This is a genomic window from Paraburkholderia phosphatilytica, assembly GCF_003443895.1.
GTDB classification, from domain to species: Bacteria; Pseudomonadota; Gammaproteobacteria; order Burkholderiales; family Burkholderiaceae; genus Paraburkholderia; species Paraburkholderia phosphatilytica.
In genome coordinates, this window is sequence record NZ_QQOA01000010.1 from 214,782 (window position 1) to 239,710 (window position 24,929).

At 66.5% G+C, this 24,929-nt stretch carries 23 protein-coding genes; 17 read left to right on the top strand and 6 right to left on the bottom strand.

Annotated elements, in window-relative coordinates; genetic code table 11:
* Positions 1 to 69: 69 nt before the first annotated feature.
* Complete coding sequence (locus DVS29_RS13615; protein WP_090528136.1) at positions 70 to 264, bottom strand: zinc-finger domain-containing protein; 195 nt, start codon at positions 262 to 264, stop codon at positions 70 to 72.
* A gap of 94 nt (positions 265 to 358) precedes the next feature.
* A complete protein-coding gene (locus DVS29_RS13620) occupies positions 359 to 1,282 on the bottom strand; it encodes a branched-chain amino acid transaminase (protein ID WP_118180979.1) in 924 nt (307 codons plus the stop codon).
* Positions 1,283 to 1,622: 340 nt separating this feature from the next.
* Between DVS29_RS13620 and DVS29_RS13625 the strand changes: the two genes are divergently transcribed.
* From DVS29_RS13625 to DVS29_RS13665, 9 genes are all read left to right on the top strand, one after another.
* A complete protein-coding gene (locus DVS29_RS13625; protein WP_118180980.1) occupies positions 1,623 to 2,390 on the top strand; it encodes an AzlC family ABC transporter permease in 768 nt (255 codons plus the stop codon).
* On the top strand, positions 2,387 to 2,710 hold the full coding sequence (locus DVS29_RS13630) for an AzlD domain-containing protein (RefSeq protein WP_118180981.1): 324 nt from the start codon (positions 2,387 to 2,389) through the stop codon (positions 2,708 to 2,710). The genes DVS29_RS13625 and DVS29_RS13630 overlap by 4 nt, the downstream gene beginning before the upstream one ends.
* Positions 2,711 to 2,993: 283 nt before the next feature.
* The gene (locus DVS29_RS13635) at positions 2,994 to 4,190 is read left to right on the top strand and encodes a phosphoglycerate kinase (RefSeq protein WP_118180982.1); all 1,197 of its coding nucleotides are present in this window, start codon (positions 2,994 to 2,996) and stop codon (positions 4,188 to 4,190) included.
* A 415-nt stretch (positions 4,191 to 4,605) separates the two neighbouring features.
* Entirely contained in the window at positions 4,606 to 6,042 is a 1,437-nt protein-coding gene (pyk, locus tag DVS29_RS13640; RefSeq protein ID WP_118180983.1) for a pyruvate kinase, read from the top strand.
* Between the two features lie 285 nt (positions 6,043 to 6,327).
* Positions 6,328 to 7,392, top strand: coding sequence for a class II fructose-bisphosphate aldolase (fba, locus tag DVS29_RS13645; protein ID WP_118180984.1), 1,065 nt, complete (start codon positions 6,328 to 6,330; stop codon positions 7,390 to 7,392).
* A 207-nt stretch (positions 7,393 to 7,599) separates the two neighbouring features.
* Positions 7,600 to 8,490, top strand: coding sequence for a phosphoribosylaminoimidazolesuccinocarboxamide synthase (locus DVS29_RS13650; RefSeq protein WP_118180985.1), 891 nt, complete (start codon positions 7,600 to 7,602; stop codon positions 8,488 to 8,490).
* Between the two features lie 35 nt (positions 8,491 to 8,525).
* On the top strand, positions 8,526 to 9,053 hold the full coding sequence (gene purE / locus DVS29_RS13655; protein ID WP_118180986.1) for a 5-(carboxyamino)imidazole ribonucleotide mutase: 528 nt from the start codon (positions 8,526 to 8,528) through the stop codon (positions 9,051 to 9,053).
* 89 nt (positions 9,054 to 9,142) lie between these two features.
* On the top strand, positions 9,143 to 10,339 hold the full coding sequence (locus tag DVS29_RS13660; RefSeq protein WP_118180987.1) for a 5-(carboxyamino)imidazole ribonucleotide synthase: 1,197 nt from the start codon (positions 9,143 to 9,145) through the stop codon (positions 10,337 to 10,339).
* A 13-nt stretch (positions 10,340 to 10,352) separates the two neighbouring features.
* Positions 10,353 to 11,399, top strand: coding sequence for an L-threonylcarbamoyladenylate synthase (locus tag DVS29_RS13665; RefSeq protein WP_118180988.1), 1,047 nt, complete (start codon positions 10,353 to 10,355; stop codon positions 11,397 to 11,399).
* Between the two features lie 93 nt (positions 11,400 to 11,492).
* Here the strand turns inward: DVS29_RS13665 and DVS29_RS13670 are convergent, their stop codons facing one another.
* From DVS29_RS13670 to dacB, 3 genes are all read right to left on the bottom strand, one after another.
* Positions 11,493 to 12,827, bottom strand: coding sequence for an acylhydrolase (locus DVS29_RS13670; RefSeq protein WP_118180989.1), 1,335 nt, complete (start codon positions 12,825 to 12,827; stop codon positions 11,493 to 11,495).
* A gap of 110 nt (positions 12,828 to 12,937) precedes the next feature.
* Entirely contained in the window at positions 12,938 to 13,828 is an 891-nt protein-coding gene (locus tag DVS29_RS13675; RefSeq protein WP_118180990.1) for a sterol desaturase family protein, read from the bottom strand.
* A 342-nt stretch (positions 13,829 to 14,170) separates the two neighbouring features.
* Positions 14,171 to 15,835, bottom strand: coding sequence for a D-alanyl-D-alanine carboxypeptidase/D-alanyl-D-alanine endopeptidase (gene dacB / locus DVS29_RS13680; protein WP_118181019.1), 1,665 nt, complete (start codon positions 15,833 to 15,835; stop codon positions 14,171 to 14,173).
* Positions 15,836 to 16,205: 370 nt separating this feature from the next.
* On the opposite strand from dacB, the gene DVS29_RS13685 reads away from it, so the two are divergent.
* The 7 genes from DVS29_RS13685 (at position 16,206) to DVS29_RS13715 (ending at position 22,543) form a co-directional block, all read left to right on the top strand.
* On the top strand, positions 16,206 to 16,868 hold the full coding sequence (locus tag DVS29_RS13685; RefSeq protein WP_118180991.1) for a response regulator: 663 nt from the start codon (positions 16,206 to 16,208) through the stop codon (positions 16,866 to 16,868).
* A gap of 4 nt (positions 16,869 to 16,872) precedes the next feature.
* Positions 16,873 to 18,192 carry an ATP-binding protein gene (locus tag DVS29_RS13690; RefSeq protein ID WP_118180992.1) on the top strand — a complete coding sequence of 440 codons (1,320 nt, stop codon included), beginning with the start codon at positions 16,873 to 16,875 and terminating at the stop codon, positions 18,190 to 18,192.
* A gap of 66 nt (positions 18,193 to 18,258) precedes the next feature.
* The gene (locus DVS29_RS13695; protein ID WP_118180993.1) at positions 18,259 to 19,764 is read left to right on the top strand and encodes a DegQ family serine endoprotease; all 1,506 of its coding nucleotides are present in this window, start codon (positions 18,259 to 18,261) and stop codon (positions 19,762 to 19,764) included.
* 176 nt (positions 19,765 to 19,940) lie between these two features.
* Positions 19,941 to 20,432, top strand: a complete 492-nt coding sequence (locus DVS29_RS13700; RefSeq protein ID WP_118180994.1) for a carboxypeptidase regulatory-like domain-containing protein — start codon at positions 19,941 to 19,943, stop codon at positions 20,430 to 20,432.
* Positions 20,433 to 20,648: 216 nt separating this feature from the next.
* The gene (locus DVS29_RS13705; RefSeq protein WP_118180995.1) at positions 20,649 to 21,083 is read left to right on the top strand and encodes a DUF427 domain-containing protein; all 435 of its coding nucleotides are present in this window, start codon (positions 20,649 to 20,651) and stop codon (positions 21,081 to 21,083) included.
* A gap of 33 nt (positions 21,084 to 21,116) precedes the next feature.
* Positions 21,117 to 21,866 carry an SRPBCC family protein gene (locus DVS29_RS13710; protein WP_118180996.1) on the top strand — a complete coding sequence of 250 codons (750 nt, stop codon included), beginning with the start codon at positions 21,117 to 21,119 and terminating at the stop codon, positions 21,864 to 21,866.
* 50 nt (positions 21,867 to 21,916) lie between these two features.
* The gene (locus DVS29_RS13715) at positions 21,917 to 22,543 is read left to right on the top strand and encodes an isochorismatase family protein (RefSeq protein WP_118180997.1); all 627 of its coding nucleotides are present in this window, start codon (positions 21,917 to 21,919) and stop codon (positions 22,541 to 22,543) included.
* A gap of 34 nt (positions 22,544 to 22,577) precedes the next feature.
* Here DVS29_RS13715 and DVS29_RS13720 read toward each other — a convergent pair whose 3' ends face one another.
* On the bottom strand, positions 22,578 to 23,267 hold the full coding sequence (locus tag DVS29_RS13720) for a TetR family transcriptional regulator (RefSeq protein ID WP_118180998.1): 690 nt from the start codon (positions 23,265 to 23,267) through the stop codon (positions 22,578 to 22,580).
* A gap of 443 nt (positions 23,268 to 23,710) precedes the next feature.
* On the opposite strand from DVS29_RS13720, the gene DVS29_RS13725 reads away from it, so the two are divergent.
* Positions 23,711 to 24,929 (top strand): efflux RND transporter periplasmic adaptor subunit (locus DVS29_RS13725; protein WP_118181020.1); only part of this gene is annotated, 1,219 nt, incomplete at its 3' end.

The window sequence follows — 24,929 nt, forward strand, 5'->3', positions numbered from 1 at the left end:
ACCCGCCGGGCTGCCGCGCAACGATCACGCAACTGCGACGCAACGGCAGCGCAACCGCGGCGGCGAGTGTCAGTGCCCCTTGACGACTTCGCCGGCGCGCAGCTTGTAGCGCGTGCCGCAGTACGGGCAGCGTGCTTCGCCGTGCGTCACGTCGATGAAGACGCGCGGATGCGTGCTCCAGCGCGGCATCGACGGATTCGGGCAATACGCCGGCAGGTCTTTGGCCGACAGTTCGACCAGCGGCATTTCCTTGATTTCGCTCATGGGGTTCTCTTGGTATGCGGGGTGCGGGCTCGCCGCGCTCATCGCCCGCCGGTTCGGGCGGGCGATGCAGGCGCGGCGCGGGCGCTGGCCGGGCTCAGATCTTCGTGAGCCAGTGCGCGTATTTCGGATTCTTGCCGAGCACGACGTCGAAGAACGCCGACTGCAGCTTTTCGGTGATCGGACCGCGGGCGCCCGAGCCGATCGTGCGGTTGTCGAGCTCGCGGATCGGCGTGACTTCGGCGGCGGTGCCGGTGAAGAACGCTTCGTCGGCCGTGTAGACCTCGTCGCGCGTGATGCGCTTCTCGATCACTTCGATGCCGGCGTCTTTCGCGAGCGTGATGACCGTGTCGCGCGTGATGCCGTCGAGGCACGACGACAGATCTGGCGTGTACAGCTTGCCGTTGTTCACGAGGAAGAAGTTCTCGCCGGAGCCTTCGGACACGTAGCCGTCCACGTCGAGCAGCAGCGCTTCGTCGTAACCGTCCGCCGTGGCTTCCTGGTTCGCGAGAATCGAGTTCACATACCAGCCGGATGCTTTCGCGCGCACCATCGACACGTTCACGTGATGGCGCGTGAACGACGACGTCTTCACGCGGATGCCCTTCGCGAGGCCGTCTTCACCGAGGTACGCACCCCACGGCCACGCGGCGATCGCCGTGTGGATGGTGTTGCCTTTAGCGGCCACGCCGAGCTTCTCCGAACCGACCCAGATCAGCGGACGCAGGTAGCACGACTCGAGCTTGTTCTCGCGCACGACTTCGCGTTGTGCGGCGGCGAGCGTCTCGTGGTCGAACGGGACGTCCATCTGGAAGATCTTCGCCGAGTTGAGCAGGCGCTTCGTGTGTTCCTTCAGCCGGAAGATCGCGGTGCCGCCGTCCGCCGTCTTGTAGGCGCGTACGCCTTCGAAGACGCCCATTCCATAGTGCAAGGTGTGGGTGAGCACGTGGATCGTGGCATTGCGCCAGTCGATCAGCTTGCCATCCATCCAGATCTTGCCGTCGCGATCGGCCATTGACATACGATTCTCCTGGCGGTGCCGTGGTGACAGTGCTAAAGACGCTGCCTGATAACGCGCTTTGGGGCACGGGTTCAGGCGCGGGTTCAGACACGAGTTCAGACGTTCTGTGACGCGCCTCCGGTGCTGCGCCGCAACGCGCGATGCGCGAGATAACAGCACGGGAAGCTGCGAAGACCGCTATTTTAGCGTCATTTACCTTTCAAACGGGCGTTTGGGCGCCTTTCGGGCGCTATAATTCCGCGCTCGCATAATACCTGTCCGGACTGGCCGCCGGACGCGGCGCGCCGCCGCGCCAATCTGACTCCGCCTCGCGTCCGGCCCGCGCGAAAGACCGTTCACGATGCTCGCCCGCCTGTCCGAAACCGATCGCCGCGCCTTCCACGAAGGTCTGCGCGCGTATTCGCCGACGCTGATGGCGATCTTCTCGTGGGGGCTCGTTACCGGCGTCGCGATGAGCAAGTCGGTGATGACCTTGCCGCAGGCGCTCGCAATGTCGCTGCTGGTGTACGCGGGCTCGTCGCAGCTTGCCGTGCTGCCACTGCTCGCCGCGAAGCTGCCGGTGTGGACCGTGCTCCTCACCGCCGCGATGGTGAATACGCGCTTCGTGATCTTCAGCGCCGGCCTCGCGCCCCACTTCTCGTACCAGCCGCTGTGGCGGCGCACGTTGATCGGCTACTTCAACGGCGACGTGATCTTCCTGCTGTTCCAGAAGAAGAGCTTCGCGCTTGGCCCGGTGCCCGGGAAGGAAGCGTACTTCTGGGGCATGGCGAGCGCGAGCTGGCTCACCTGGCAGGTGTCGTCGATCATCGGGATCCTGCTCGCGAGCCTGTTTCCGGACAAATGGGGGCTCTCGCTCGCGGGCGACCTGGCGCTGGTGCCGGTCATGGTGTCCGCGGTGACGTCGCGCTCCACGCTGGCGGCCGTGTTCGTGGCGGGCGTGATGGCAATCCTCGCGTTCGATCTGCCTTACCGGCTCGCGCTGCCGCTCGCGGTGTTCATGGCGATCGTTGCGGGCAGCGTGGTCGACCTGATGGTCGAGCGCGCCGATCTGCGGCGCATCCGCAGTGCCGGGCGCGACGGCTCCCGCCCGGCAGGAGACCCGCGATGAGCGCGACGCAGATCTGGATCGTGATCGCCGGCATGGCCATCGTCACCACGGTGACGCGCGCGTTCTTCCTGATCGGAGGCGAGCGCACGGTGCTGCCCGAGCGCGTGCAGCGTCTGTTGCGCTACGCGCCCGCGGCGGCGCTCGTCGCGGTCGTGCTGCCCGATTCGCTGATGACGCACGCCGGCGTATCGTTCGGGCTGTCGAACCACGATTTCTACGCAATGCTGGCCGGCGTCGCGTGGTTCCTGTGGCGGCGCACGATGCTCGGCACGATCGTGACCGGCATGGTCGTGTTCACGTTGTTGCGGCTGTTCCTGTAGCGCGCACGCGCGGCCGCGAGCGGTGCCGGTGCGGCGTCGCAACATGGCTGGCGGCGGCAAGGATCCGGAGGGGCGCCGCTTCCCAGATACGGGGCATTCGTGTCGGGGTGGCCTGGATCGACATGTGCATCGGCTAAAATGGTCGTTTCGCGTGCCGCAGCCTGAGGAGTTGCCAACTGAGCGCCGACTGTCCGTTACCTGAGCGTTACCTGAGCGTCAACCGAGCGCCGACCGCGCACCCATCGCGCGCACCCCGTCTTCCAATCAACCGTGCCTACTGCCCATGAACAAGGTATTGCGTCTCTCCGATCTGATCGCCGCAGGCAAGCTCGCCGGCAAACGCGTGTTCATCCGCGCCGATCTGAACGTGCCGCAGGACGATGACGGCAACATCACCGAAGACACCCGCATCCGCGCGTCGGTGCCGGCCATCCAGGAAGCGCTGAAGGCCGGTGCGGCCGTGATGGTCACGTCGCACCTGGGCCGTCCCACCGAAGGCGACTTCAAGCCGGAAGACTCGCTTGCGCCGGTCGCGAAGCGCCTCGGCGAACTGCTTGGCCGCGACGTACCGCTCGTCGCGAACTGGGTCGAGAACGGCGTGAACCTCGAGCCGGGCCAGGTCGTGCTGCTCGAAAACTGCCGCGTCAACAAGGGCGAAAAGAAGAATTCCGACGAGCTCGCGCAGAAGATGGCGAAGCTCTGCGACGTCTACGTCAACGACGCGTTCGGCACCGCGCACCGCGCCGAAGCTACCACCCACGGCATCGCGAAGTACGCGCCGGTTGCATGCGCGGGTCCGCTGCTCGCGGCCGAACTCGACGCGCTCGGCAAGGCGCTCGGCGCCCCGAAGCGTCCGCTGGTGGCGATCGTCGCCGGCTCGAAGGTGTCGACCAAGCTCACCATCCTGAAGTCGCTTGCCGAGAAGGTCGACCAGCTGATCGTCGGCGGCGGGATCGCGAACACGTTCATGCTCGCGGCCGGTCTCAAGATCGGCAAGTCGCTCGCGGAAGCCGATCTCGTCAGTGAAGCGAAGGCCATCATCGACAGCGCGAAGGCACGCGGCGCGTCGGTGCCGATCCCGACCGACGTCGTCACCGCGAAGGAATTCGCCGCCACGGCGAAGGCCGAGATCAAGGCGGTCGCCGACGTGCAGGACGACGACATGATTCTCGACATCGGGCCGGACACCGCGAAGGCGCTGGCCGCGCAGCTGGAGAAGGCCGGCACGATCGTGTGGAACGGCCCGGTCGGCGTGTTCGAGTTCGACCAGTTCGGCAACGGCACGAAGACACTCGCCGATGCGATCGCGAAGTCGTCCGCGTTCTCGATCGCGGGTGGCGGCGATACGCTCGCGGCCATCGCGAAGTACGGCATCCACGACAAGGTCAGCTATATCTCGACGGGCGGCGGCGCCTTCCTCGAGTTCCTCGAAGGCAAGACGCTGCCGGCGGTCGAAGTCCTCGAATCGAGGGCTGCCTGAGATGGCTTCACGCTCCCCGGCGGTGAAGCAGGGCAAGGCGGCCGCGAAGGTGAAAACCGCGCGGAAGACTCCGCGTAACGTGGCCACGTCTTCCGCACCGGCTGGGGAGCACAGCGCGCCTGACTCGCAGGACGGCGCGTGCAGCAAGGCGGCGGAAGCCGCCCAGGCCGTGACGGTCGCAGCCGCGACCGCGCAGGCCGACACGATGACGGTGGCGGAGCGGCCCGACGCGGCCCATCCTGACACCGTCATCGCGACAACGACATCATCTGCCGTATCCCCTCCGCGCGCGCCGGCTCCGGCCGTCGTACGTGGCGATCCTGGCGCCTCTCGTGCTGCACTTCCGGTCGGTGCGCAGCCTCCGCTGCCGGCCATTACCGCGCATCCCAGCGATCTCACCCAGACGAGGAGACTCATGCATCGCGCCACCAAGATTGTCGCTACTGTCGGACCCGCTTCCAGCACGCAGGAGACCCTGCTGCAGATGATCGAGGCTGGGCTCGACGTGGTGCGCCTCAATTTCTCCCACGGCACCGCCGACGACCACCGTCAGCGCGCCGAGTTCGTGCGCGAGGCAGCGCGTCAGGCGGGCCGCGAAGTCGGCATCATGGCCGACCTGCAAGGCCCGAAGATCCGCGTCGGCAAGTTCGAGAACGGCAAGGTCACCCTGACCGTGGGCGACGCGTTCATCCTCGACGCCGACTGCGAGCTCGGCAACCAGGAGCGTGTCGGTCTCGACTACAAGGACCTGCCGCGCGACCTGAAGCCGAACGACGTGTTGCTGCTCAACGACGGCCTGATCGTGCTGACCGTGAACCGCGTGCTCGGCAACGAGATCCACACCACGGTGAAGGTGGGCGGCGACCTGTCGAACAACAAGGGCATCAACCGCCAGGGCGGCGGCCTGACGGCGCCCGCGCTCACTGCGAAAGACATGGAAGATATCCGCACGGCGATGTCGCTCGGCGCGGACTACGTCGCGGTGTCGTTCCCGAAGAACGCAACGGACATGGAAATGGCGCGCCAGCTCGCGAATATCGCGGGTGCGCCGTACGGCATCAAGCCGAAGATGATCGCGAAGATCGAGCGCGCGGAGGCGATTCCGGCGCTGCAGGGCATTCTCGACGCGTCGGACGGCATCATGGTCGCGCGCGGCGATCTGGCCGTGGAAGTGGGCAACGCGGCGGTGCCCGCGCTGCAGAAGCGCATGATCCGGATGGCGCGCGAGTCGAACAAGTTTGTGATCACCGCGACGCAGATGATGGAGTCGATGATCCACGCGCCGGTGCCGACCCGCGCCGAAGTGTCGGACGTCGCGAACGCGGTGCTGGACGGCACGGACGCGGTGATGCTGTCGGCGGAATCGGCGGCGGGCAAGTATCCGGTGCAGACCATCGAGACGATGGCCGCGATCTGCGTCGAAGCGGAGAAGTCCGAATCGTCGGAGCTTGACAAGGATTTCCTCGACCGTACGTTCACGCGTATCGATCAGTCGATCGCGATGGGCGCGCTCTTCACCGCGTTCCATCTGGGCGCGAAGGCGATCGTCGCGCTGACGGAATCGGGTTCCACCGCGCTGTGGATGTCGCGGCACTGGACCCACGTGCCGATCTTCGCGCTGACGCCGCGTACCGGCAGCGAGCGCGCGATGCAGATCTACCGCAACGTCACGGCGCTGCATCTCGATACGATCAACGACCGCGACGTGGCGCTCCAGCAGGCGCTCGAAGTGGTGGTCAGCAAGGGCTACGCGGCGCGCGGCGACATGGTCGTGCTGACGGTCGGCGAGCCGATGGGCCAGGCGGGCGGCACCAACACGCTGAAGATCGTGCGGGTCGGCGAGCCCGTTTGATGCGACTGCGGCGGCCGGTCCGCCGCTGCAAAACCTGAAGTAACCGACGTACCCGAAGTACCTGAAACACCCACCGTACCGCGCCGCTTCCGGCTCATGATCCGGAAGCGGCGCGTACCTCGCGATCCCGAAGTCGCACCTTCCTCTGAGAGGCAGCGCACGGTGTTCAACCGGATGCGCGGGGGACGGTTTGCCGCTTCGCGATAGAATCGCGCCCAACTAAAAGATTCTGCCGAAGAGCACTTGCCGCAGAGCACAGGATTCGTGTCAATCTAGGAGTTACACATGCCTCTCGTATCAATGCGTCAGCTGCTGGACCATGCCGCCGAAAACGGCTACGGTCTGCCGGCCTTCAACGTGAACAACCTGGAGCAGGTGCAGGCGATCATGGAAGCCGCGGACAAGGTCGGTGCGCCGGTCATCATGCAGGCCTCAGCGGGTGCGCGCAAATATGCCGGCGAAGCGTTCCTGCGTCACCTGATCGAAGCGGCGGTCGAAGCGTATCCGCACATTCCGGTCGTGATGCACCAGGACCACGGGCAGTCGCCGGCGGTCTGCATGGCGGCGATCCGTAGCGGCTTCACGAGCGTGATGATGGACGGCTCGCTCGAAGCGGACGGCAAGACGGTCGCCTCGTATGAGTACAACGTCGACGTGTCGAAGAAGGTCGTCGACCTCGCGCATTCGATCGGCGTGACGGTGGAAGCCGAACTGGGCGTGCTCGGCTCGCTCGAAACGATGAAGGGCGACAAGGAAGACGGCCACGGCGCCGACGGCACGATGACGCGCGAGCAGCTGCTCACCGACGTCGAGCAGGCCGCGGACTTCGTGAAGCTCACGCAGTGCGACGCGCTCGCGATCGCGATCGGCACGTCGCACGGCGCGTACAAGTTCTCGAAGAAGCCGACGGGCGACATCCTGTCGATCCAGCGCATCCGCGAGATCCACGAACGCATTCCGAACACGCACCTGGTGATGCACGGGTCGTCTTCGGTGCCGCAGGAGCTGCTGGCGGAAATCCGCGAGTTCGGCGGCGACATGAAGGAAACCTACGGCGTGCCGGTCGAGGAAATCCAGATCGGCATCCGCCATGGCGTGCGCAAGATCAACATCGACACCGATCTGCGTCTCGCGATCACCGGCGCGATCCGCCGTTACATGGCGCAGAACCCGTCGAAGTTCGATCCGCGCGACTACCTGAAGCCCGCGCGCGAAGCGACGAAGCAGGTGTGCATGGACCGCTATCTCGCGTTCGGCGCAGAGGGCCAGGCGGGCCGGATCAAGCCCGTCGCGCTCGAAAAGATGGCCGAGAAGTACAAGTCGGGCGAACTCACTCAGGTCGTCCGCTAAAATAGAGGCTTCGCGGCCCGGAAATGTCCGCCGGAGGTTCGGAACGGACGGCCGGGCTGGCGCGGCATCGCAGTGCATGCCGTTCCCGCTTCACCGGGGAACGGCTTTTGCCTTTTCTTCACCGTTCCGCGCGGTCAATCGCGGAGATCCGCTGCTGCTTTCCCTGTCCCCGGTCAGTCCGCTGGCCCCTATTTGCGAACGACGACGATGTCTACCCTTTACGAATCCACGCTCCGCTCGCTGCCGCTGTTGGGTCGCGGCAAGGTCCGCGACAACTACGCGGTCGGCAACGATCAACTGCTGATCGTCACCACCGACCGTCTGTCGGCGTTCGACGTCATCATGGGCGAGCCGATTCCCGCGAAGGGCCGCGTGCTGAACGCGATGGCGAACTTCTGGTTCGAGAAGCTCGGCCACATCGTGCCGAACCACCTGACGGGCGTCGCGCCCGAATCCGTGGTGGCGCCGGACGAAGTAGAGCAGGTGAAGGGCCGCGGCGTGGTCGTGAAGCGTCTCGAGCCGATCCTCGTCGAAGCGGTGGTGCGCGGCTATCTGGCAGGCAGCGGCTGGAAGGAATATCAAACCTCGGGCGGCGTGTGCGGCGTGCAGTTGCCGGAAGGCCTGCAGAACGCGCAGAAGCTGCCGGAGCCGATCTTCACGCCGGCCGCGAAAGCGGAATTCGGTCACCACGACGAAAACATCACGTACGACGAGATGGAGCGCCGCATCGGCACCGAACTGTCGGCCACGATCCGCGACATCTCGATCAAGCTGTACAAGGAAGCGGCCGAATACGCGGCCACCCGCGGCATCATCATCGCGGACACGAAGTTCGAGTTCGGGCTCGACAACCACGGCAAGCTGTACCTGATGGACGAAGCGCTTACGGCGGATTCGTCGCGCTTCTGGCCGGCGGATCAATACCAGGTGGGCACCAACCCGCCGTCGTTCGACAAGCAGTTCGTGCGCGACTGGCTCGAAACGCAGGACTGGAAGAAGGAACCGCCGGCGCCGAAGCTGCCCGACGACGTGGTCGAGAAGACGTCGCTGAAGTATCAGGAGGCGCTCGAGCGCCTGACCGGCCAGAAGCTCGCCTGACCTCATCCACACGAAGCGCAAGGGAAGTCAGAACGATGAGCGAAGCACAGAACGCCCAGACAGCCCATACGCACGACGCGCCGCTCGTCGGCGTGCTGATGGGCTCCAGCTCCGACTGGGACACGATGAAGAACGCCGTGGCGATCCTGCAGGAATTCGGCGTGCCGTACGAAGCAAAGGTGGTGTCGGCGCACCGCATGCCCGACGAGATGTTCGCGTACGCCGAAGCGGCGCGCACGCGCGGCATCCGCGCGATCATCGCGGGCGCGGGCGGCGCGGCGCACCTGCCCGGCATGCTCGCCGCGAAGACCACGGTCCCGGTGCTCGGCGTGCCGGTCGCGGGCAAGTACCTGAAGGGCGTGGATTCGCTGCATTCGATCGTGCAGATGCCGAAGGGCGTGCCGGTCGCCACGTTCGCGATCGGCGAGGCGGGCGCGGCGAATGCTGCGCTCTTCGCGGTCGCGATGCTGGCCAACACTTCCGCGGATCTGGCGGACCGACTCGCCGCGTTCCGCGTGCGTCAGAACGAAGCCGCGCACGCGATGGTGCTGCCCGCGCTTTAGGCGGCGGCCTCGTTTTCGCCAGGTAGCCTCACTCATCCGCTCCACTCAACCGGCACGCGCGTGCGTGCCGGTTTCGACCGACCACTGAGATGAATTCAGACAACCATCCGGTTTCCCCCATTTTGCCCGGCGCGTGGCTCGGCATGGTCGGCGGCGGCCAGCTCGGCCGCATGTTCTGCTTCGCCGCCCAGTCGATGGGCTATCGCGTCGCGGTGCTCGATCCGGACGAAAACAGCCCGGCGGGCAGCGTCGCGGACCGCCATCTGCGCGCGCCGTATGACGACGAAGCTGCGCTGACCGAGCTCGCGCGGCTGTGCGCGGCCGTGTCGACGGAGTTCGAGAACGTGCCGGCTGCGAGCCTCGATTTCATCGCGCGCACCACGTTCGTGAGCCCGGCCGGCCGCTGCGTCGCGATCGCGCAGGACCGTATCGCGGAGAAGCGTTTCATCGCGTCGTCGGGTGTGCCGGTTGCGCCGCACGTCGTGATCGAATCGTCCGATGCGCTCGCGAAGCTCGACGATGCCGCGCTCGCCGCGGTGCTGCCCGGCATCCTGAAGACCGCGCGCCTCGGCTACGACGGCAAAGGCCAGATCCGCGTCGGCAACCCCGAGGAAGTGCGCGAAGCGCACGCGTCGCTCGGCGGCGTGCCGTGCGTGCTCGAAAAACGTCTGCCGCTGAAGTTCGAAGTCTCCGCGTTGATCTCCCGCGGCTTCAATGGCGCATCGGCGGTGTATCCGCTCGCGCAGAACACGCATCGCGACGGCGTGCTGTCGCACACCATCGTGCCGGCGCCGGACGCGAGCAGCGCGCTCGTCACGCGGGCGCAGCAGTCGGCGCTGCAGATCGCGGACAAGCTCGGCTATGTCGGCGTGCTGTGCGTCGAGTTCTTTGTGCTCGAAGACGGCTCGCTCGTCGCGAATGAAATGGCGCCGCGCCCGCACAACTCCGGTCACTACACGGTGGATGCGTGCGCGACGAGCCAGTTCGAGCAGCAGGTCCGCGCGATGACCGCAATGCCGCTCGGCGACACGCGGCAGCACTCGGCGGCGGTGATGCTGAATATCCTCGGCGACGTGTGGTACCCGGACGGCGCGCGCGGCGCGACGAAAACGCCGCCGTGGCACGAAGTGGCCGCGATGCCGTCGGCGCACCTGCATCTGTACGGCAAGGAGGAAGCGCGTCCCGGCCGCAAGATGGGTCACGTGAACTTCACGGCCGCATCGCTCGACGAAGCCCGCACGGCCGCGCGCGACTGTGCGCGCCTCTTGCACATCATCAAGAGCTGAGGCGAGCGCTGCGATGCCGGATTCCAGCCAGCCCACCGATCCTCATGATCCGCACGGTGTGACACCCGCGCAGATCGAGCACGCCGCGGCGCTGCTCGATGCGGGCGAACTCGTCGCGTTCCCGACCGAGACCGTGTACGGCCTTGGCGGCGACGCCGAGAGCCCGGAGGCGATCGCGCGCATCTACGCGGCGAAGGGACGGCCGGCGAATCATCCGGTGATCGTGCATCTCGCGCCGCACGGCGATCCGCGCTACTGGGTGGCGGACCTGCCGCCCGCCGCGCAGAAACTGATCGACGCATTCTGGCCAGGCCCGCTCACGCTGATCCTGAAACGCGCCGCGCATATTCCGGCGGCGGTTAGCGGCGGGCAGGATTCGGTCGGGCTGCGCTGCCCGTCGCATCCGGTCGCGCAGGCGCTGCTGTCCGCGTTCAGCGCGCGGCGCGGTGGCCATGGCGGCGTTGCGGCGCCATCGGCGAACCGCTTCGGTCATGTGAGTCCCACCACCGCGCAGCACGTGCGCGACGAGTTCGGCAGCGCGATTCACGTGCTGGATGGCGGCGCGTCGGACGTCGGGATCGAATCGACCATTCTCGATCTGTCACGCGGGTTTCCGGCGCTGCTGCGCCCGGGCCGCGTGACGCCGCCCGACATCGCCAACGTGCTCGGCGAAGCGCCGCGTCTGCCCGATGGCAGCGATGCGACCGCGCCGCGCGCGTCGGGCACGCTGAAGGCGCACTATGCGCCGCGCACGCCGCTCGCGCTGCTGCCGATGGAAGCGCTCGAGCCGCTGCTCGCCGCGAGTCCGAAAGACGAGCGGGTCGCGCTCGTCGCGCGTGCATCGCGGGTGGGTCGCTGGATGGCCGCGGAGAACGTGCATTTCGTCGCCGCGCCCGAGGATCCGGACGCGTATGCGCGCGAGCTGTACGGCTTTCTGCGTGCGCTCGACCGGGCGAACGTCACGCGCATCTTCGTCGAGAAGCTGCCCGATACGATCGAATGGATCGCGGTGAACGACCGGCTCGGTCGCGCGGCCGCCGCGTTCGAAGCACAGGGATAGACGTTAGCGCGTCACTGTCTGTCTTCCGATAAAAAAACACCCCACGTACCGTGAAGTACGTGGGGTGTTCTGCTTTGCGTTGCGCTTTACGCGTTACGGCGCCTTGCCGATGCCCGCAGCGGCCAGTTGCGTCTCGACGTACGCGGCGAATTGCGCATGCAGCTCGGTGGTCGGGTGGACCAGATCCGCGAACATGTACGTGGTCGGCGCATTGGCCGCAACCAGCGTCTGCGCCGAGCAGAACAGCGAGCTGGCGAACTGCGCGCCGTATTCCGCCGGCGTCAGGCCGTTCAGCACCGCCGGGTTCGCCGTTGCGTAGGCGGTGGCGTTGGCCTGCATCTGCGTGAGGTTGCAGGCGGTCGCCGTGTTCGTCACCGAGAAGCCGAGGCTCGACGCGTTCGTGATCGTCGAGTCGAGCCACGAGAACGTGTCGACCGGAATCACCGTCTTCGCCGAGATCGACGTTGCCAGGCCCTGCAGCAGCGTCAGGTTGTACATCGCCGTGACGAGCGAGAGCGCCTGGTCGGGCGAGTTCGCCGCACCCGGCGTCGCGCTGACGCTCGCGTCGGCCGCGAGCGCGGCAGGCGTCTTGCCGATGTCGGGCACCGTGACGACGACCGTCTTCGGCGTGCCGGCAATCTTCGTGTTGACGAGCGTGGCGAGTTCCGTGGCCGCGCTCAGGATCGGCGTGATCGACGAGAAGCTGCTCGGGCTCGCCTGATAGAGCTCCAGCGCGATCGCGGCCGGCACGAGCGCCGCGGCCTGCGTAGCCGTGAAGCCCTGCGCTTCGAGCGTCGCGATCGTGCTGGCCTGAACCGACGGCGTGGCGACGAGCGTCGAGAACGACGTGCCCGCGAGCGCCGTGCCGAACGACGTCAGACCCGCGCCGCTCGAATCCAGCAGTGCGAGGATTTCATTTGCGCCGCCCTCGACGAGCACGATCTGATTCGCATTGAAGCTGCTGTGCTGCTGCAGATATTCGGTGATCTGCCAGCTGACCGGCTGCTCGCTGGCACCCGCGATCACCGCGCTGGTGTTGCTCACGCCGCCGGTGTAGACCATCGCGCCGCCCTGCGCGTAGTCGAGGCCGCCCGTCGCGGAAAGCGCGAGGCCGAAGCCGCCTTCGAAAGCCGGCGTCAGCGAATTGCCGAAGTATTCGGACACCTTCTGCGTCCAGACTTCGCCCGGGTTGGTCGTGAAGCGGCCGCCGCCGAAGTCCGCTTGAATGGTCGGCGAATACGTGCCCGCGTCGGACAGGCTGGTGCCGAAGGACACCACCTGCATGTTGACGCCGGCAGCCGGCGTGCTGCTCGAATTGTTGCTGCTGCTGCCTCCCCCGCAGCCGGCGACGAGCGCGATCGCCGCGCACGCAATGGCCGTCTGCGCGAACCGCACAATGCCGCGATGTGGGTGCTGTACGTGTTTCATGTTGACTTCATCTCCTCGTATGTGGCTTGTGTGCCGTTTGTTGCAGGCAGTGCCCGCCGTTTTTCCGGCGTGACGACAGCTTACAGAAACTTCCCTGGCTTGCGCGACGTTTAAAACACCTTCGGCTGTCGCGTCTGTTGTTTTTTATGCGCGGCGTGGTAACCGACTGCCCACTCCGGTGGCCCGAACAGCGCCGCCACGCGGTTTTGCCAACCTTTCACGCGCGCGGCATCCGTCAGCATCGCGTGCCATTCGTGAAAGGTCGCCTTCAGCGGGTTGTACGTTTGAATCTGTTCGACGATCCCGTACACCGGCGGGTCGCGCGGGTCTTCGTCGACGTAGCTGCCGAACAGGCGATCCCAGATCACCAGTACGCCTGCGTAATTGCGGTCGATATAGCGGTCGTTGCGCGCGTGATGCACGCGATGGATCGACGGCGTGTTGAGCACGTACTCGAGCCAGCCGAGCCGGCCGATTGCCTGCGTATGCACAAAGAACTGGAACGCGAGGTTGATCAGCACGATCGCGACGATCTGATGCGGCGGAAAGCCGAACAGCGCGAGCGGCGTCCAGAACACCCACATGCCGGCGACCGGATACATCAGGCTCTGCCGGAACGCGGTGGAGAAGTTCATCCGCTGCGACGAGTGATGCACGACGTGCGCGGCCCATAGCCAGCGCACGCGATGACTCGCGCGATGAAACACGTAGTAGAGGAAGTCCTGCGCAATGAACAGGACGGCGAACGAAAGCCAGCCGTCACGCCATGTGAAGACACGGTAGTGGTCGTACACGTACGCATAGACCGGCAGCACGAAGAACCATGCGAGCTTGTCCGCGCCCTGGTGCATCAGCGCGAGCGCGGCGTTGCAGAGCGTGTCGCGCCAGCTGTAGAGATGCGCGTCGGGACGCGTGCGATACAGATGCCACGCTTCCCAGCCGATGCACGCGAGAAAGACCGGCGCCATGGCGAGCAGCAGCAATTCTGCATCGAACTGCATGAGGGTCTTCCTCCTGATGTCCCGTGCCGTCGCGCGCTGCGACGGCGGCTGTTGTACTTGTCGATGCGCTGATAGTTCGAAGTGCGGACGAGGTAGGAGCGGCTCCGTTCGAAGGAGCCTGCCTGGCGCGTTGCATGTCCAGAGACATGACTTCCATGCAGTGATGAAGGAACACCATCGAGGAACGACATCGGCACACGTCGTTCTTCATCTTCGCTGCAGCATGGTCCGCGCCCGCCGCACTGCACGCAAGCGTACACGTTTAGCGCGGTGGCGCGGGGTGGCTTCGCTAGAAGAAATACTCAGTGGTTTCAGCGCTTATGCGGGTTTTTCCGGGAGCAATCAGTGGCCTTCGCGCTTATGCGGGTTTTTCCTGAGCCGCAGATGACGCGGCTGCGTGAGCACCGCGGGCGCAGCGGCCGTGGCCGGCATGCCCTTGTAGACCCATTCGAGCAGCGCGTCGTGCGCGGCGCGCGCGGCTTCCGAACGCGGGTCGTTGATCAGGCTGACGACGATATAGCTCTCGCCGTTTTCACCCGCCACATAGCCCGCGATCGCACGTACGTCGCGCAGCGTGCCGGTCTTGATGTGCGCGTTGCCGCCCACCGGTTGCGACTGGAGCCGGTTGCGCATCGTGCCGTCCACGCCCGCGATCGGCAGGGAATCGACGAACGGTTGCGCGACGGAACTCGCGTTCGCGGCCTGCAGCACATCGGCGAGACCGAGTGCGGTGACGTGCTCTTCGCGCGACAGGCCCGAGCCGTTGTCGAGCGACAGCTGCTGCATCGGCATGCCGCTGCGATGCAGGAACGTCTCGATCGCGGACGCGGCTTTCGCGGGCGTTGCCGGCGGCTTGTTGATCACTGCACCGATCGTCAGGAACAGGTTGCGCGCCATCGTGTTGTTGCTGAACTTGTTGATGTCGCGAACGACGTCGGCAAGCGGCGGGCTGTCGTGCGTCGCGACGAGCCGCGCGTTCGCCGGCGTCGGGCCTTCGCGCGTCGCGCCGGTGAAGGTGCCGCCGCTTTGCTGCCACAGCGCGAGAAAGCCGCCCGCGAAGAACTCGGAGTGCGTGAGCGATGCGGCCAGGCTGACGCTGCGCGTGCCGCAATGCAGCGGATAGGGGCCTTCGAAGCGCGCGGTCGCGGTGCCGTTCGGGCCCATCTCGATGTGCGGCGAGAACGCTTCTTCCGCGCCCGTGCAGCGGCCGCGCGTGACGTGCAGATCGTTCTCGATCTGCAGTTGCGACAGCGCGGGCAGCACGTCGATCGACACGCCTTGCGCCGACGGCGTCAGCGTGAACTGCAGCGCCTTGAATGCGTACAGCAGCGGATCGGGGCCGACGTTGTACGGCGCGTTCACGTCGTCGTCGAAAGCGGGCAGGTCGCGCGTGGACGGATCGAAGTAGCGCTTGTCGAGCACGAGCGCGCCGTCGATGCCGTTGATACCCGCCTTGCGGATCTTCTGCACGAGGTCGATCAGCTCTTCCGGCACGAGCTTCGGATCGCCGGTCCCCTGGATGTAGAGGTTGCCGTGCAGGATCCCGCTCGTGTCGACGGTGCCGTCCGCGTAGGCGCTCGTGCGCCACTGGAAATTCGGGCCGAGCATCGCGAGACCCGAGTAGGTGGTGATCAGCTTCATCGTCGATGCGGGCATCATCGGCTCGCCCGCGTTGACCGCGACGACCGGCGTGCGGTCGCCGACCTTTTCGACGACGACGCTCACCGACGACAGCGGCACGTGCGCGCGTTCGAGACCCACCATCACCGTGGGCGGCAGCACGGTGGTGACGCCGACGCTCGGCACACGCCCTTCGCCGAGCGCCCAGGCCGGGGCCGGCGCGAATGCGCAGACGCCCGCGAGCGCGGCGCTCGCGAAGCACGCCATCGCGGCGGAACGGGTGGGCGAAGACGACAGGCGGAGCGACGAAAAACCGGACGGGAAGCGCAACGATGATGCGCGTGCGGCGAGGCGATGCACGAAGGATTTGAGCAGGGCGGACGTCATGAAGAATTCTGCGTAGTACGTGGTGCGGAAGTGGTGTGGCGGCGTGGAACCGTCAGGCTGCGTTGCGAATGCAGGGCGCGCCATCGGGCCGGTAAGCTTGCCGCAAGCCGGCGTTCGGTCTGGCCACCCTGGCTGGCGGCCAGACCGGGCCAATCAGTGGCTAACGGCACAAAAGCGCTCATTGTAGAGAGTTGCCGCGCGAATGCGCTGAAACCGCGGCGCCGAAACTGCGCAGCGGCGCGCGCTGACGTCCGTGCGTTCGTCCGAAACGCCGGCCGTGAAGGCCCGGGCGCTAGAATGCACATCGTCATGCCGTCCCGCCTGGCTGGGCCGGCGGCGGGCATGACGCCAACTGCGAAAGTGAAAAGCCATGCGGATACTGCTAGTCGAAGATGACCGGATGATCGCCGAAGGCGTGCGCAAGGCGCTGCGCGGCGAAGGCTTCGCGGTCGACTGGGTGCAGGACGGCGAGGCCGCGCTGAGCGCCGTCACGGGCGAACCGTACGATCTCATGCTGCTGGACCTCGGCCTGCCAAAGCGCGATGGCCTCGACGTGCTGCGCACCATCCGGGCCCGTAACCTTGCGCTGCCGGTGCTGATCGTCACCGCGCGCGACGCCGTCGCCGATCGCGTGAAAGGGCTCGACGCCGGCGCGGACGATTACCTCGTCAAGCCGTTCGATCTCGACGAACTCGGTGCGCGGATGCGCGCACTGATCCGCCGCCAGTCGGGCCGCAGCGACTCGACCATCCGTCACGGCGCGCTGACGCTCGACCCGGCCTCGCACCAGGTCACGCTCGAAGGCGCGCCGGTCGCGCTGTCCGCGCGCGAGTTCGCGCTTCTCGAAGCGCTGCTCGCGAGGCCGGGCGCGGTGCTGTCGAAGAGCCAGCTCGAAGAGAAGATGTACGGCTGGGGCGAGGAGATCGGCAGCAATACCGTCGAGGTGTATATCCATGCGCTGCGCAAGAAGCTCGGCGCCGACCTGATCCGCAACGTGCGCGGCCTCGGCTACATGATCGCGAAGGAAGCCTGAGCCGATGCGTTCGATTCGTCGTCAACTGCTGTTCTGGCTGCTCGCCATCGTGCTTGCGGGCGTCGGTATCGCGGGTTGGCTGATCTACCGCCAGGCGCTCGCGGAAGCCAACGAGCTGTTCGATTACCAGCTGCAGGAGATCGCCGCGGCGTTGCCGTCGGAGCCGTTCTCGCAGGTGCTCGGTTCGCGCGACGTCGGCGACGAAGGCATCGTGCTGCAGATCTGGAACCGCAACGGCGAGCTGATGTACTACTCGCACCCGCATGCGCCGCTCGCGCCGCACGCGGAGCTCGGCTTCTCGACCGAGCGCACCGATCGCGGCGACTGGCGCGTGTACGGCGCGATCGTCGGCGACAACGTGGTGCAGCTGTCGCAACCGCTGTCGGTGCGCAACCGGCTCGCCGCGAGCGTCGCGCTGCGCACGCTGTGGCCGCTGATCGTGCTGCTGCCGGTGATGGGTGCCGCCGTGTGGGTAGTGGTCGGCCGCGGGTTGTCGCCGTTGCGCCGGCTCACGCGCGCGCTCGACACGCGTCACCCCGAAGCGCTCGAACCATTGCCGGATGCGCGCCTGCCGTTCGAGGTGCGGCCGCTCGTGCGTGCGTTGAACGCGCTGCTGGAGCGGCTCTCTGCCGCGATCGAAACGCAGAAGGCGTTCGTCGCCGATGCCGCGCATGAGTTGCGCACGCCGCTCGCCGCCGTGCAGATCCAGGCGCAGCTCGTCGCGCGGGCGCAGGACGACTGCACGCGCCGCGACGCGTTGACCGATCTGCAGGCCGGCGTCACGCGCGCCACGCGCCTTGCCGAGCAGCTGCTCGCGCTCGCGCGTGCGGAGCCCGATGGGCGCGCGGCGCGCGGCAGCGTCGACCTGCATGGGCTCGTTGAAGACTGCGTGCTCAAATACGCGCCGCTCGCGCAGCAGCGCGGCGTCGATCTCGGCATCGAGCGCAGCGATCCTGCCACCGTCACAGGTGACCCTGAAGCGATACGCGTGATGCTCAACAACCTGCTCGACAACGCAACCAAGTACACGCCATCGGGCGGACGCGTCGACGTGTTCCTGCAGGCGGAGGACGGCCATGCGGTCGTGTCGATCGGCGACAGCGGGCCGGGTATTCCTGAAGCCGAGCGCGACCGCGTGTTCGACCGCTTCTACCGGGTCGGCGAGGGTGCGACGCGCGCACGCACCGATGTCGCCGGCAGCGGGCTTGGCCTCGCGATCGTCCGGCGCATCGCGCTCCAGCATCAGGCCACCATCTCGCTCGGCGATTCGCCGGCGGGCGGATTGCTGGTCAGCGTGCGGTTCCCGACGTCGAGCCCTGTTTAAGATTTATTTAAGTGATAGCGCGTACGCTTCGTTCATCGAATCAGCGTTCCTCTGCAGGAGTACACGATGAAAGCCAAGATCCTGACGCGCGGCGCCGTGGCCGTTGCGGTTGTCGGAGCCGTGTCGGTCGGCTACGTTGCCGGTCATCGCGACGTCGCCCCGCCGCAAGTGATCACGCCCGCGCAGGCGGCGATGATGCCGGCCGAAGCCGCGGCCAAGACGGGCATTCCCGACTTCTCCGGGCTCGTCGAGACCTATGGTCCGGCGGTCGTCAACATCAGCGCGAAGCACGTCGTCAAGCAGATGTCGCAACGCAGCGGCAACGCGGGTGGTAACAACGCGCTGCCGATCGATCCGAACGATCCGTTCTACCAGTTCTACAAGCATTTCTTCGGCGGCATGCCCGGCGTGCAGGGCGGTGGCGGCGACGATCAGCCCGACGCGCCGAGCACGAGCCTGGGCTCGGGCTTCATCATCAGCCCGGACGGCTACATCCTGACCAATGCGCACGTCGTCGACGGTGCGAACGTGGTCACCGTGAAGCTCACCGACAAGCGCGAGTTCAAGGCGAAGGTAGTCGGCGAAGACAAGCAGTCCGACGTGGCGGTGCTGAAGATCAGCGCCGACAACCTGCCCATCGTGAAGATCGGCGACCCGCACCAGAGCAAGGTCGGTCAGTGGGTGGTCGCGATCGGCTCGCCGTACGGCTTCGACAACACCGTGACGTCGGGCATCATCAGCGCGAAATCGCGCTCGCTGCCGAACGAGAACTACACGCCGTTCATCCAGACTGACGTGCCGGTCAACCCGGGTAACTCGGGCGGCCCGCTGTTCAACCTGCAGGGCGAGGTGATCGGCATCAACTCGATGATCTATTCGCAGACGGGCGGCTTCCAGGGCCTGTCGTTCGCGATTCCGATCGATGAAGCGATCAAGGTCAAGGACGATCTCGTGAAGACGGGCCACGTGAGCCGCGGCCGTCTTGGCGTCGCGGTGCAGGGCATGAACCAGACGCTGGCCGATTCCTTCGGCATGAAGAAGCCGCAGGGCGCGCTGGTGAGTTCGGTGGATCCGGGCGGCCCGGCCGCGAAGGGCGGCCTCCAGCCCGGCGACGTGATCCTGTCGGTGAATGGCACGCCGGTCACGGATTCGACGGATCTGCCGTCGGATATCGCCAGCCTGAAGCCGGGTACAAAGGCGGACGTGCAGGTGTGGCGCGACAAGTCCACGAAGGATCTCAACGTGACCATCGGCTCGCTGTCCGACCAGAAGGTCGCATCGAACGAGACGCCGCAGCAGCAGATGCAGGGGCGCCTGGGCGTTGCGGTCCGGCCGCTCACGCCGGACGAGAAGAGCAACGACTCGCTGTCGCACGGCCTGCTCGTGCAGCAGTCGGGCGGCGCGGCGGCAAACGCCGGCATCCAGGCGGGCGACGTGATCCTGGCGGTCAACGGACGTCCGGTGACGAGCGTCGACCAGCTGCGCGACATGATCTCGAAGGCTGGCAACAGCATCGCACTCCTGATCCAGCGCGACGACGCGCAGATCTTCGTACCGGTCGACCTGGGCTGACGCGGCTCCGACCACCCGCCCGGGCTCCGCGCCCGGGTTTCACGCTACGGGACTTTCGCCCGAGGTTGAGCGCCATGCGGCGCGAAACCCGGGGCGAATCTACATCCGACCCTCAGGCACATGGATTGCTGGACTAGTCGACCGAACAGGCCATCAAACCGAACAGGAGGGAAACGATGAACAAGCGAACTCATCAGCGCAAGGTCCTCGCGACGCTGGTATCGGCGCTGATGCTCGGCTTCGCCGGCGGCGCGCTGGCCCAGACCAACGGCGTGTCGGGAGGCAACACCACCGACACCACCAGCGCCGGCAACACCAACGGCGGCGGTCTGCCGCAGATCCAGCAGCAGGGCGACGTGTCGTACACGTCGGGCGGCGTGGGCCTCGACGAATCGAAGGCGCTGCAGGCGGCGGCGCACCACTGGCCGCTGTCGCTGCGCTTCACCGGCCCGGGCTCGGACTTCCTCGCCGACGTGCACGTGCACATCGTCGATTCGAAGGGCGGCGACGTGCTCACCGCCACCTCGCGTGGCCCGTACATGCTGGTCAAGCTGCCGGCGGGGCACTACACCGTTCATGCAGCTTACAAGGACGAAGACAAGACCCAGGCGGTGTCCGTGGCGGGCGCCGGCAGCGCGCGCGCCGCGTTCCACTGGAACACCCAGTAGGCAGGGGCTTTATCGCCCGGTGTTTCCGCGGCGCGACAGATTGGAGCGGCAACGTGTTGTTGCCCGCATGAAGCGTGCACACGGGTTCACAGTTTGATCGATAATGAAGCCACGGGCCTCGCTCGTGGCTTCGCGCTTTCCGGTGCTGGCGAAAGCCTTCGCGATCCCGTTTGCGGATGGGTTTGCGCGTCTTCGGCGCGCTGGGCGGAGCACGACATGGCGCAGGTTTCGAACCAACAGCAGGAGCCCCGGCCCCCGGCCGGCACCCGCGTCGATGGCGACGGCAAACACGACGCGCCTTGTGGTGGCGGGCAGATCCAGATTCGTCAGAACGCGCACCGCGTGCGCGTGATCCATCAGGGCATCACGGTGGCCGACACGCTCGAAGCGTTGACGCTCTCCGAAACCGGTGTGCCCGACATGCTGTATATTCCCCGCGCCGACGTGAACACGGCGCGTCTCGAACGTTCCACCCACACGTCGCATTGCCCGTACAAAGGCGACGCGTCGTATTTCCATCTGCGCACGGAAGACGGTCTCGTCGAGAACGCCGTCTGGAGCTACGAAGCGCCACTCGAAGAAGTCAAACAGATCAAGGAATATCTGGCGTTTTACGCGTCGCGCGTGGACCGCATCGATCAGACGTCCTGATCGGGCAGTCGCGCGTTCAACGGGGAGGCGGTCATGGAAATGAACGACGCTCTAAGAATTCCGCTCGCACCGGCCGCGGTATGGGATGCGTTGCAGGATCTCGCGCTGCTGCGCGCGAGCCTCGACAACTGCGAGTCGTTCAGCCGCCTGCCCGGCGGCGAGTACGCGCTTGCGCTGACCGTGCCGCTCGGGCCCTTGCGCGCGCATTACGACGTGCGGGCGCATATCGCGAGCGAAGACGACGCGTCACCGGAAGCGCTGCATCGAACGCTTACCTTCAAGGCGCGCGCCGAAGGCGTCGGCTCGCTGCGCGGACAGATCGACGTGTCGCTGCGTGGTGACGATGAAGCCGCCGAAACCGGCACCCCTTCGAGCACGCGCATCGACTACTCGGTCTGGGCCGCGCTCGCGGGCCCGCTCGCCGAGCTGCCGACGCGGCAGATGGAGAACGCGCTGCACGAGCTGGCCGACGATTTCTTCACCGAATTCTGCGCGGTCGTGCAGGCGAAGCACGGCCAGGGACCGAATCGCGCGAGCGGCACGCCGTCGCGGCGCCAGCACGTGTTCCTGCGGCCGATCAGCCTGAGCGCGATGGCGCGCCGCACCCGCATGCATCATCACCATCACGGCGGCACCTTGACCGGCCGCGCGGCCGGTACGCTGTTCGGCGCGCGCGCGCACCACGAGCCGCATCCCCATGTGCTGCCCAACTGGGCGTGGGCCGCGATGATCGTGTTCGTCGCGGTGCTGCTGTACGTGGCCAGGTGGTTCAGCATCGGCTAGCGCCCACGCCGTCGCCCAACCTTCTTTTCTTGTCCGCTCCAGGAGCCCGCATGCCTACGCCGCGCCGCGCATTGATCGTGATCGACGTCCAGAACGAGTACGTGACCGGCGATCTGCCGATCGAGTATCCCGACATCCAGACGTCGCTCGCCAACATTGGCCGCGCGATGGATGCGGCGCGCGCGGCCCGCGTGCCGGTCGTCGTGGTGCAGAACTTCGCGCCCGCCGGCTCGCCGATCTTCGCGCGCGGCTCGGCCAGCGCCGAACTGCATCCGGTCGTCGCCGACCGTCCTCGCGATCACTACGTCGAGAAAGCGCTGCCGAGCGCATTCGCCGGCACCGACCTGGCGGCGTGGCTTGCCGCGCGGGAGATCGATACGCTGACGGTGGTCGGCTATATGACGCACAACTGCGACGCGTCGACGATCAACCACGCGATGCACGCGGGCCTGACCGTCGAATTTCTCGCCGATGCGACGGGCTCCGTGCCGTATGAAAACGCGGCGGGCGTGGCGAGCGCGGAGGAGATTCACCGCGTGTTCAGCGTGGTGCTGCATTCGCGGTTCGCAGCCGTCGCAACGACGGCGCAGTGGCTGGACGCGGTGGAGCGCGGCGAACCGCTGGAACGCGGGGGGATCTACGCGTCGAATCAGACGGCGCGGTCGCACCGGAAATGAAGCGCTGAAACTTGCAGCCCGCGCTGCCCTGAACCTAACCCTGCGATGAAGGCGCCGGCGATTCCTTGCCCGCGCCGCCGCCATGCGCGGCGCCCACGCGCAGCACCGGACTGAACCTCAGCGCGTCGAAAAAGCCCTCGACGATCTCGTGCGCGTGCGTCGCATGGTCGACGACGTCCGGCAGCATCATCATGTCGTGCAGGCAGCCGCCGACGAGCGCATGCATCATCAGCGCGGCGCGGCGGGTGTCGAGATCGGCGGGCAACTGGCCTTTCGACACCGCATTGCGCAGCCCGCCTTCGATCTTTTCGAGCGCATCGCGCATGTTGTTCTGGTGCCGCGCCATCACCGGGCCCATTTCCTCGGTGAACTCGCACTTCAGGAACAGGATGTCGAACACGCGGCGGCGGCGCTCGTCGGTCGCGAGATGACTCAGGCACATCGTGCAGACTTCCGCGAGCCGCCCGAGCGGGTCGGGCTCCTGCGGATCGAGCGACGCGGCCTTCATTTCGTCAAGCGGCAGCAGCACGCGATCGAACATCGCGGTGAACAGGTCGCCCTTGTTCTCGAAGTGCCAGTAGATCGCGCCGCGCGTCACGCCCGCGGCCTGCGCGATATCGGCGAGCGAAGTCCGCGACACACCCTTCTCGAAGAACACCTGCTCGGCGGCGTCGAGAATGCTGTTGCGCGTCTCCAGCGCTTCTTCCTTGGTTCGTCGGACCATGTTTTCGCTACCCAAACCTGATGCGTTGCGAGGCACGGCCCCGCGATGTCGATCGCGGGCCCGGATATTCGTCTGGTTGTCGAGACATGAATGCAGCCGCTGTACCAGGATTCGGTGATGCCCGATTGAAAGCTGTTTTTACATTCATTCATGAATGTATATATAATAGCACCCCAGCAGGCGGTTGGCTCCGGGCGCAGTGATCACAATGTCCGGTTACTATCCGTCACTGTGTCTTAAAAACGAGCTTTCGCGCCTTACAAAGAGGCGCAGTGCAGCATTCTCCGATCGCGGCCATTCCCGCCGCGTGGTCCCCGGCGGTCCTCGGCGATGCAGCGCCGATGCACGCATCAGGCGTCGTGAGACGACTGACGTGAGCATCGGCATATCGGGGCAGGAATGCATGCGCTTTTCTATTCTCAGTCACTGACAGAGGTCGTTCCATGCGCGTCGAACGGGTTCCATTCCGCTTAATCACTGTCGCGGCGGCTGCCATCGTGCTGGCCGCGTGCGGACAAAAACAGTCGGCACCCCCGCCGCAAACGCCTCAGGTGGGCGTCGTCACGGTCCAGCCCACTGCCGTACCGGTCGTCTCCGAACTGCCTGGCCGCACCAGCGCCTTCCTCGTCGCGCAGGTGCGCGCGCGGGTCGACGGCATCGTGCTGCGCCGCGAATTCGTGGAAGGCTCGGACGTGAAGGCGGGCCAGCGTCTCTACAAGATCGATCCGGCGCCGTACATCGCCGCGCTGAACAGCGCGAAGGCGACGCTCGCGAACGCGCAGGCTAACCTCGTCTCGGCCAACGCGCTGGCGGCGCGCGACAAGGTGCTCGTAGCCGCGAACGCCGTCAGCAAGCAGGACTACGACAACGCGGTCGCCGCCGCCGGGGTCGCTGCCGCGAACGTGCAGTCGGGCAAGGCGCAGGTCGATACCGCACAGATCAACCTCGGCTACACCGACGTCACCTCGCCGGTCTCCGGCCAGGTCGGTATCTCGCAGGTCACGCCGGGCGCGTACGTGCAGGCGAGTGCCGCGACGCTGATGTCGACGGTGCAGCAGCTCGATCCGGTCTACGTCGACCTGACGCAGTCGAGCCTCGACGGGCTGAAGCTGCGCCGCGAAGTGCAGGAAGGCCGTCTGAAGACGAACGGCCCGAACGCCGCGAAGGTGACGCTGATCCTCGAGGACGGCCGGCCGTATCCGCTTCCGGGCAAGCTGCAGTTCTCCGACGTGACGGTCGACCAGACCACCGGTTCGGTCACGATCCGCGCGATCTTCCCGAATCCGAACAAGGTGCTGCTGCCGGGCATGTTCGTGCGCGCGCGCATCGAGGAAGGGACCAACGAGCAGGCGTTCCTGGTCCCGCAGATCGGCGTGACGCATGACCAGAAGGGCCAGGCCACGGCGCTCGTCGTGAATGCGGACAACAAGGTCGAACTGCGCCAGGTCACGCTCGGCGACACGTTCGGCACCAACTGGGTCGTGGAAAGCGGCCTGAATCCGGGCGATCGCGTGATCGTGCAGGGCACGGAGAAGGTTCATCCGGGCACTCAGGTCAACGCGGTGGCGGCACAGCTGCCGAACGCACCGGCCTCGGACGCGGCGGCAGCCGGCGCAGCGGCGCCCGGCGCGAGCGGCGCCGCGGCCAGCAGCACGGCCGCGG

Bases quoted from the DNA above. Each gene is read 5' to 3' on its own strand.
- DVS29_RS13615 (WP_090528136.1), bottom strand. From the start codon at position 264: ATGAGCGAAATCAAGGAAATGCCGCTGGTCGAACTGTCGGCCAAAGAC.
- DVS29_RS13620 (WP_118180979.1), bottom strand. From the start codon at position 1,282: ATGTCAATGGCCGATCGCGACGGCAAGATCTGGATGGATGGCAAGCTG.
- DVS29_RS13625 (WP_118180980.1), top strand. From the start codon at position 1,623: ATGCTCGCCCGCCTGTCCGAAACCGATCGCCGCGCCTTCCACGAAGGT.
- DVS29_RS13630 (WP_118180981.1), top strand. From the start codon at position 2,387: ATGAGCGCGACGCAGATCTGGATCGTGATCGCCGGCATGGCCATCGTC.
- DVS29_RS13635 (WP_118180982.1), top strand. From the start codon at position 2,994: ATGAACAAGGTATTGCGTCTCTCCGATCTGATCGCCGCAGGCAAGCTC.
- pyk (WP_118180983.1), top strand. From the start codon at position 4,606: ATGCATCGCGCCACCAAGATTGTCGCTACTGTCGGACCCGCTTCCAGC.
- fba (WP_118180984.1), top strand. From the start codon at position 6,328: ATGCCTCTCGTATCAATGCGTCAGCTGCTGGACCATGCCGCCGAAAAC.
- DVS29_RS13650 (WP_118180985.1), top strand. From the start codon at position 7,600: ATGTCTACCCTTTACGAATCCACGCTCCGCTCGCTGCCGCTGTTGGGT.
- purE (WP_118180986.1), top strand. From the start codon at position 8,526: ATGAGCGAAGCACAGAACGCCCAGACAGCCCATACGCACGACGCGCCG.
- DVS29_RS13660 (WP_118180987.1), top strand. From the start codon at position 9,143: ATGAATTCAGACAACCATCCGGTTTCCCCCATTTTGCCCGGCGCGTGG.
- DVS29_RS13665 (WP_118180988.1), top strand. From the start codon at position 10,353: ATGCCGGATTCCAGCCAGCCCACCGATCCTCATGATCCGCACGGTGTG.
- DVS29_RS13670 (WP_118180989.1), bottom strand. From the start codon at position 12,827: ATGAAACACGTACAGCACCCACATCGCGGCATTGTGCGGTTCGCGCAG.
- DVS29_RS13675 (WP_118180990.1), bottom strand. From the start codon at position 13,828: ATGCAGTTCGATGCAGAATTGCTGCTGCTCGCCATGGCGCCGGTCTTT.
- dacB (WP_118181019.1), bottom strand. From the start codon at position 15,835: ATGACGTCCGCCCTGCTCAAATCCTTCGTGCATCGCCTCGCCGCACGC.
- DVS29_RS13685 (WP_118180991.1), top strand. From the start codon at position 16,206: ATGCGGATACTGCTAGTCGAAGATGACCGGATGATCGCCGAAGGCGTG.
- DVS29_RS13690 (WP_118180992.1), top strand. From the start codon at position 16,873: ATGCGTTCGATTCGTCGTCAACTGCTGTTCTGGCTGCTCGCCATCGTG.
- DVS29_RS13695 (WP_118180993.1), top strand. From the start codon at position 18,259: ATGAAAGCCAAGATCCTGACGCGCGGCGCCGTGGCCGTTGCGGTTGTC.
- DVS29_RS13700 (WP_118180994.1), top strand. From the start codon at position 19,941: ATGAACAAGCGAACTCATCAGCGCAAGGTCCTCGCGACGCTGGTATCG.
- DVS29_RS13705 (WP_118180995.1), top strand. From the start codon at position 20,649: ATGGCGCAGGTTTCGAACCAACAGCAGGAGCCCCGGCCCCCGGCCGGC.
- DVS29_RS13710 (WP_118180996.1), top strand. From the start codon at position 21,117: ATGGAAATGAACGACGCTCTAAGAATTCCGCTCGCACCGGCCGCGGTA.
- DVS29_RS13715 (WP_118180997.1), top strand. From the start codon at position 21,917: ATGCCTACGCCGCGCCGCGCATTGATCGTGATCGACGTCCAGAACGAG.
- DVS29_RS13720 (WP_118180998.1), bottom strand. From the start codon at position 23,267: ATGGTCCGACGAACCAAGGAAGAAGCGCTGGAGACGCGCAACAGCATT.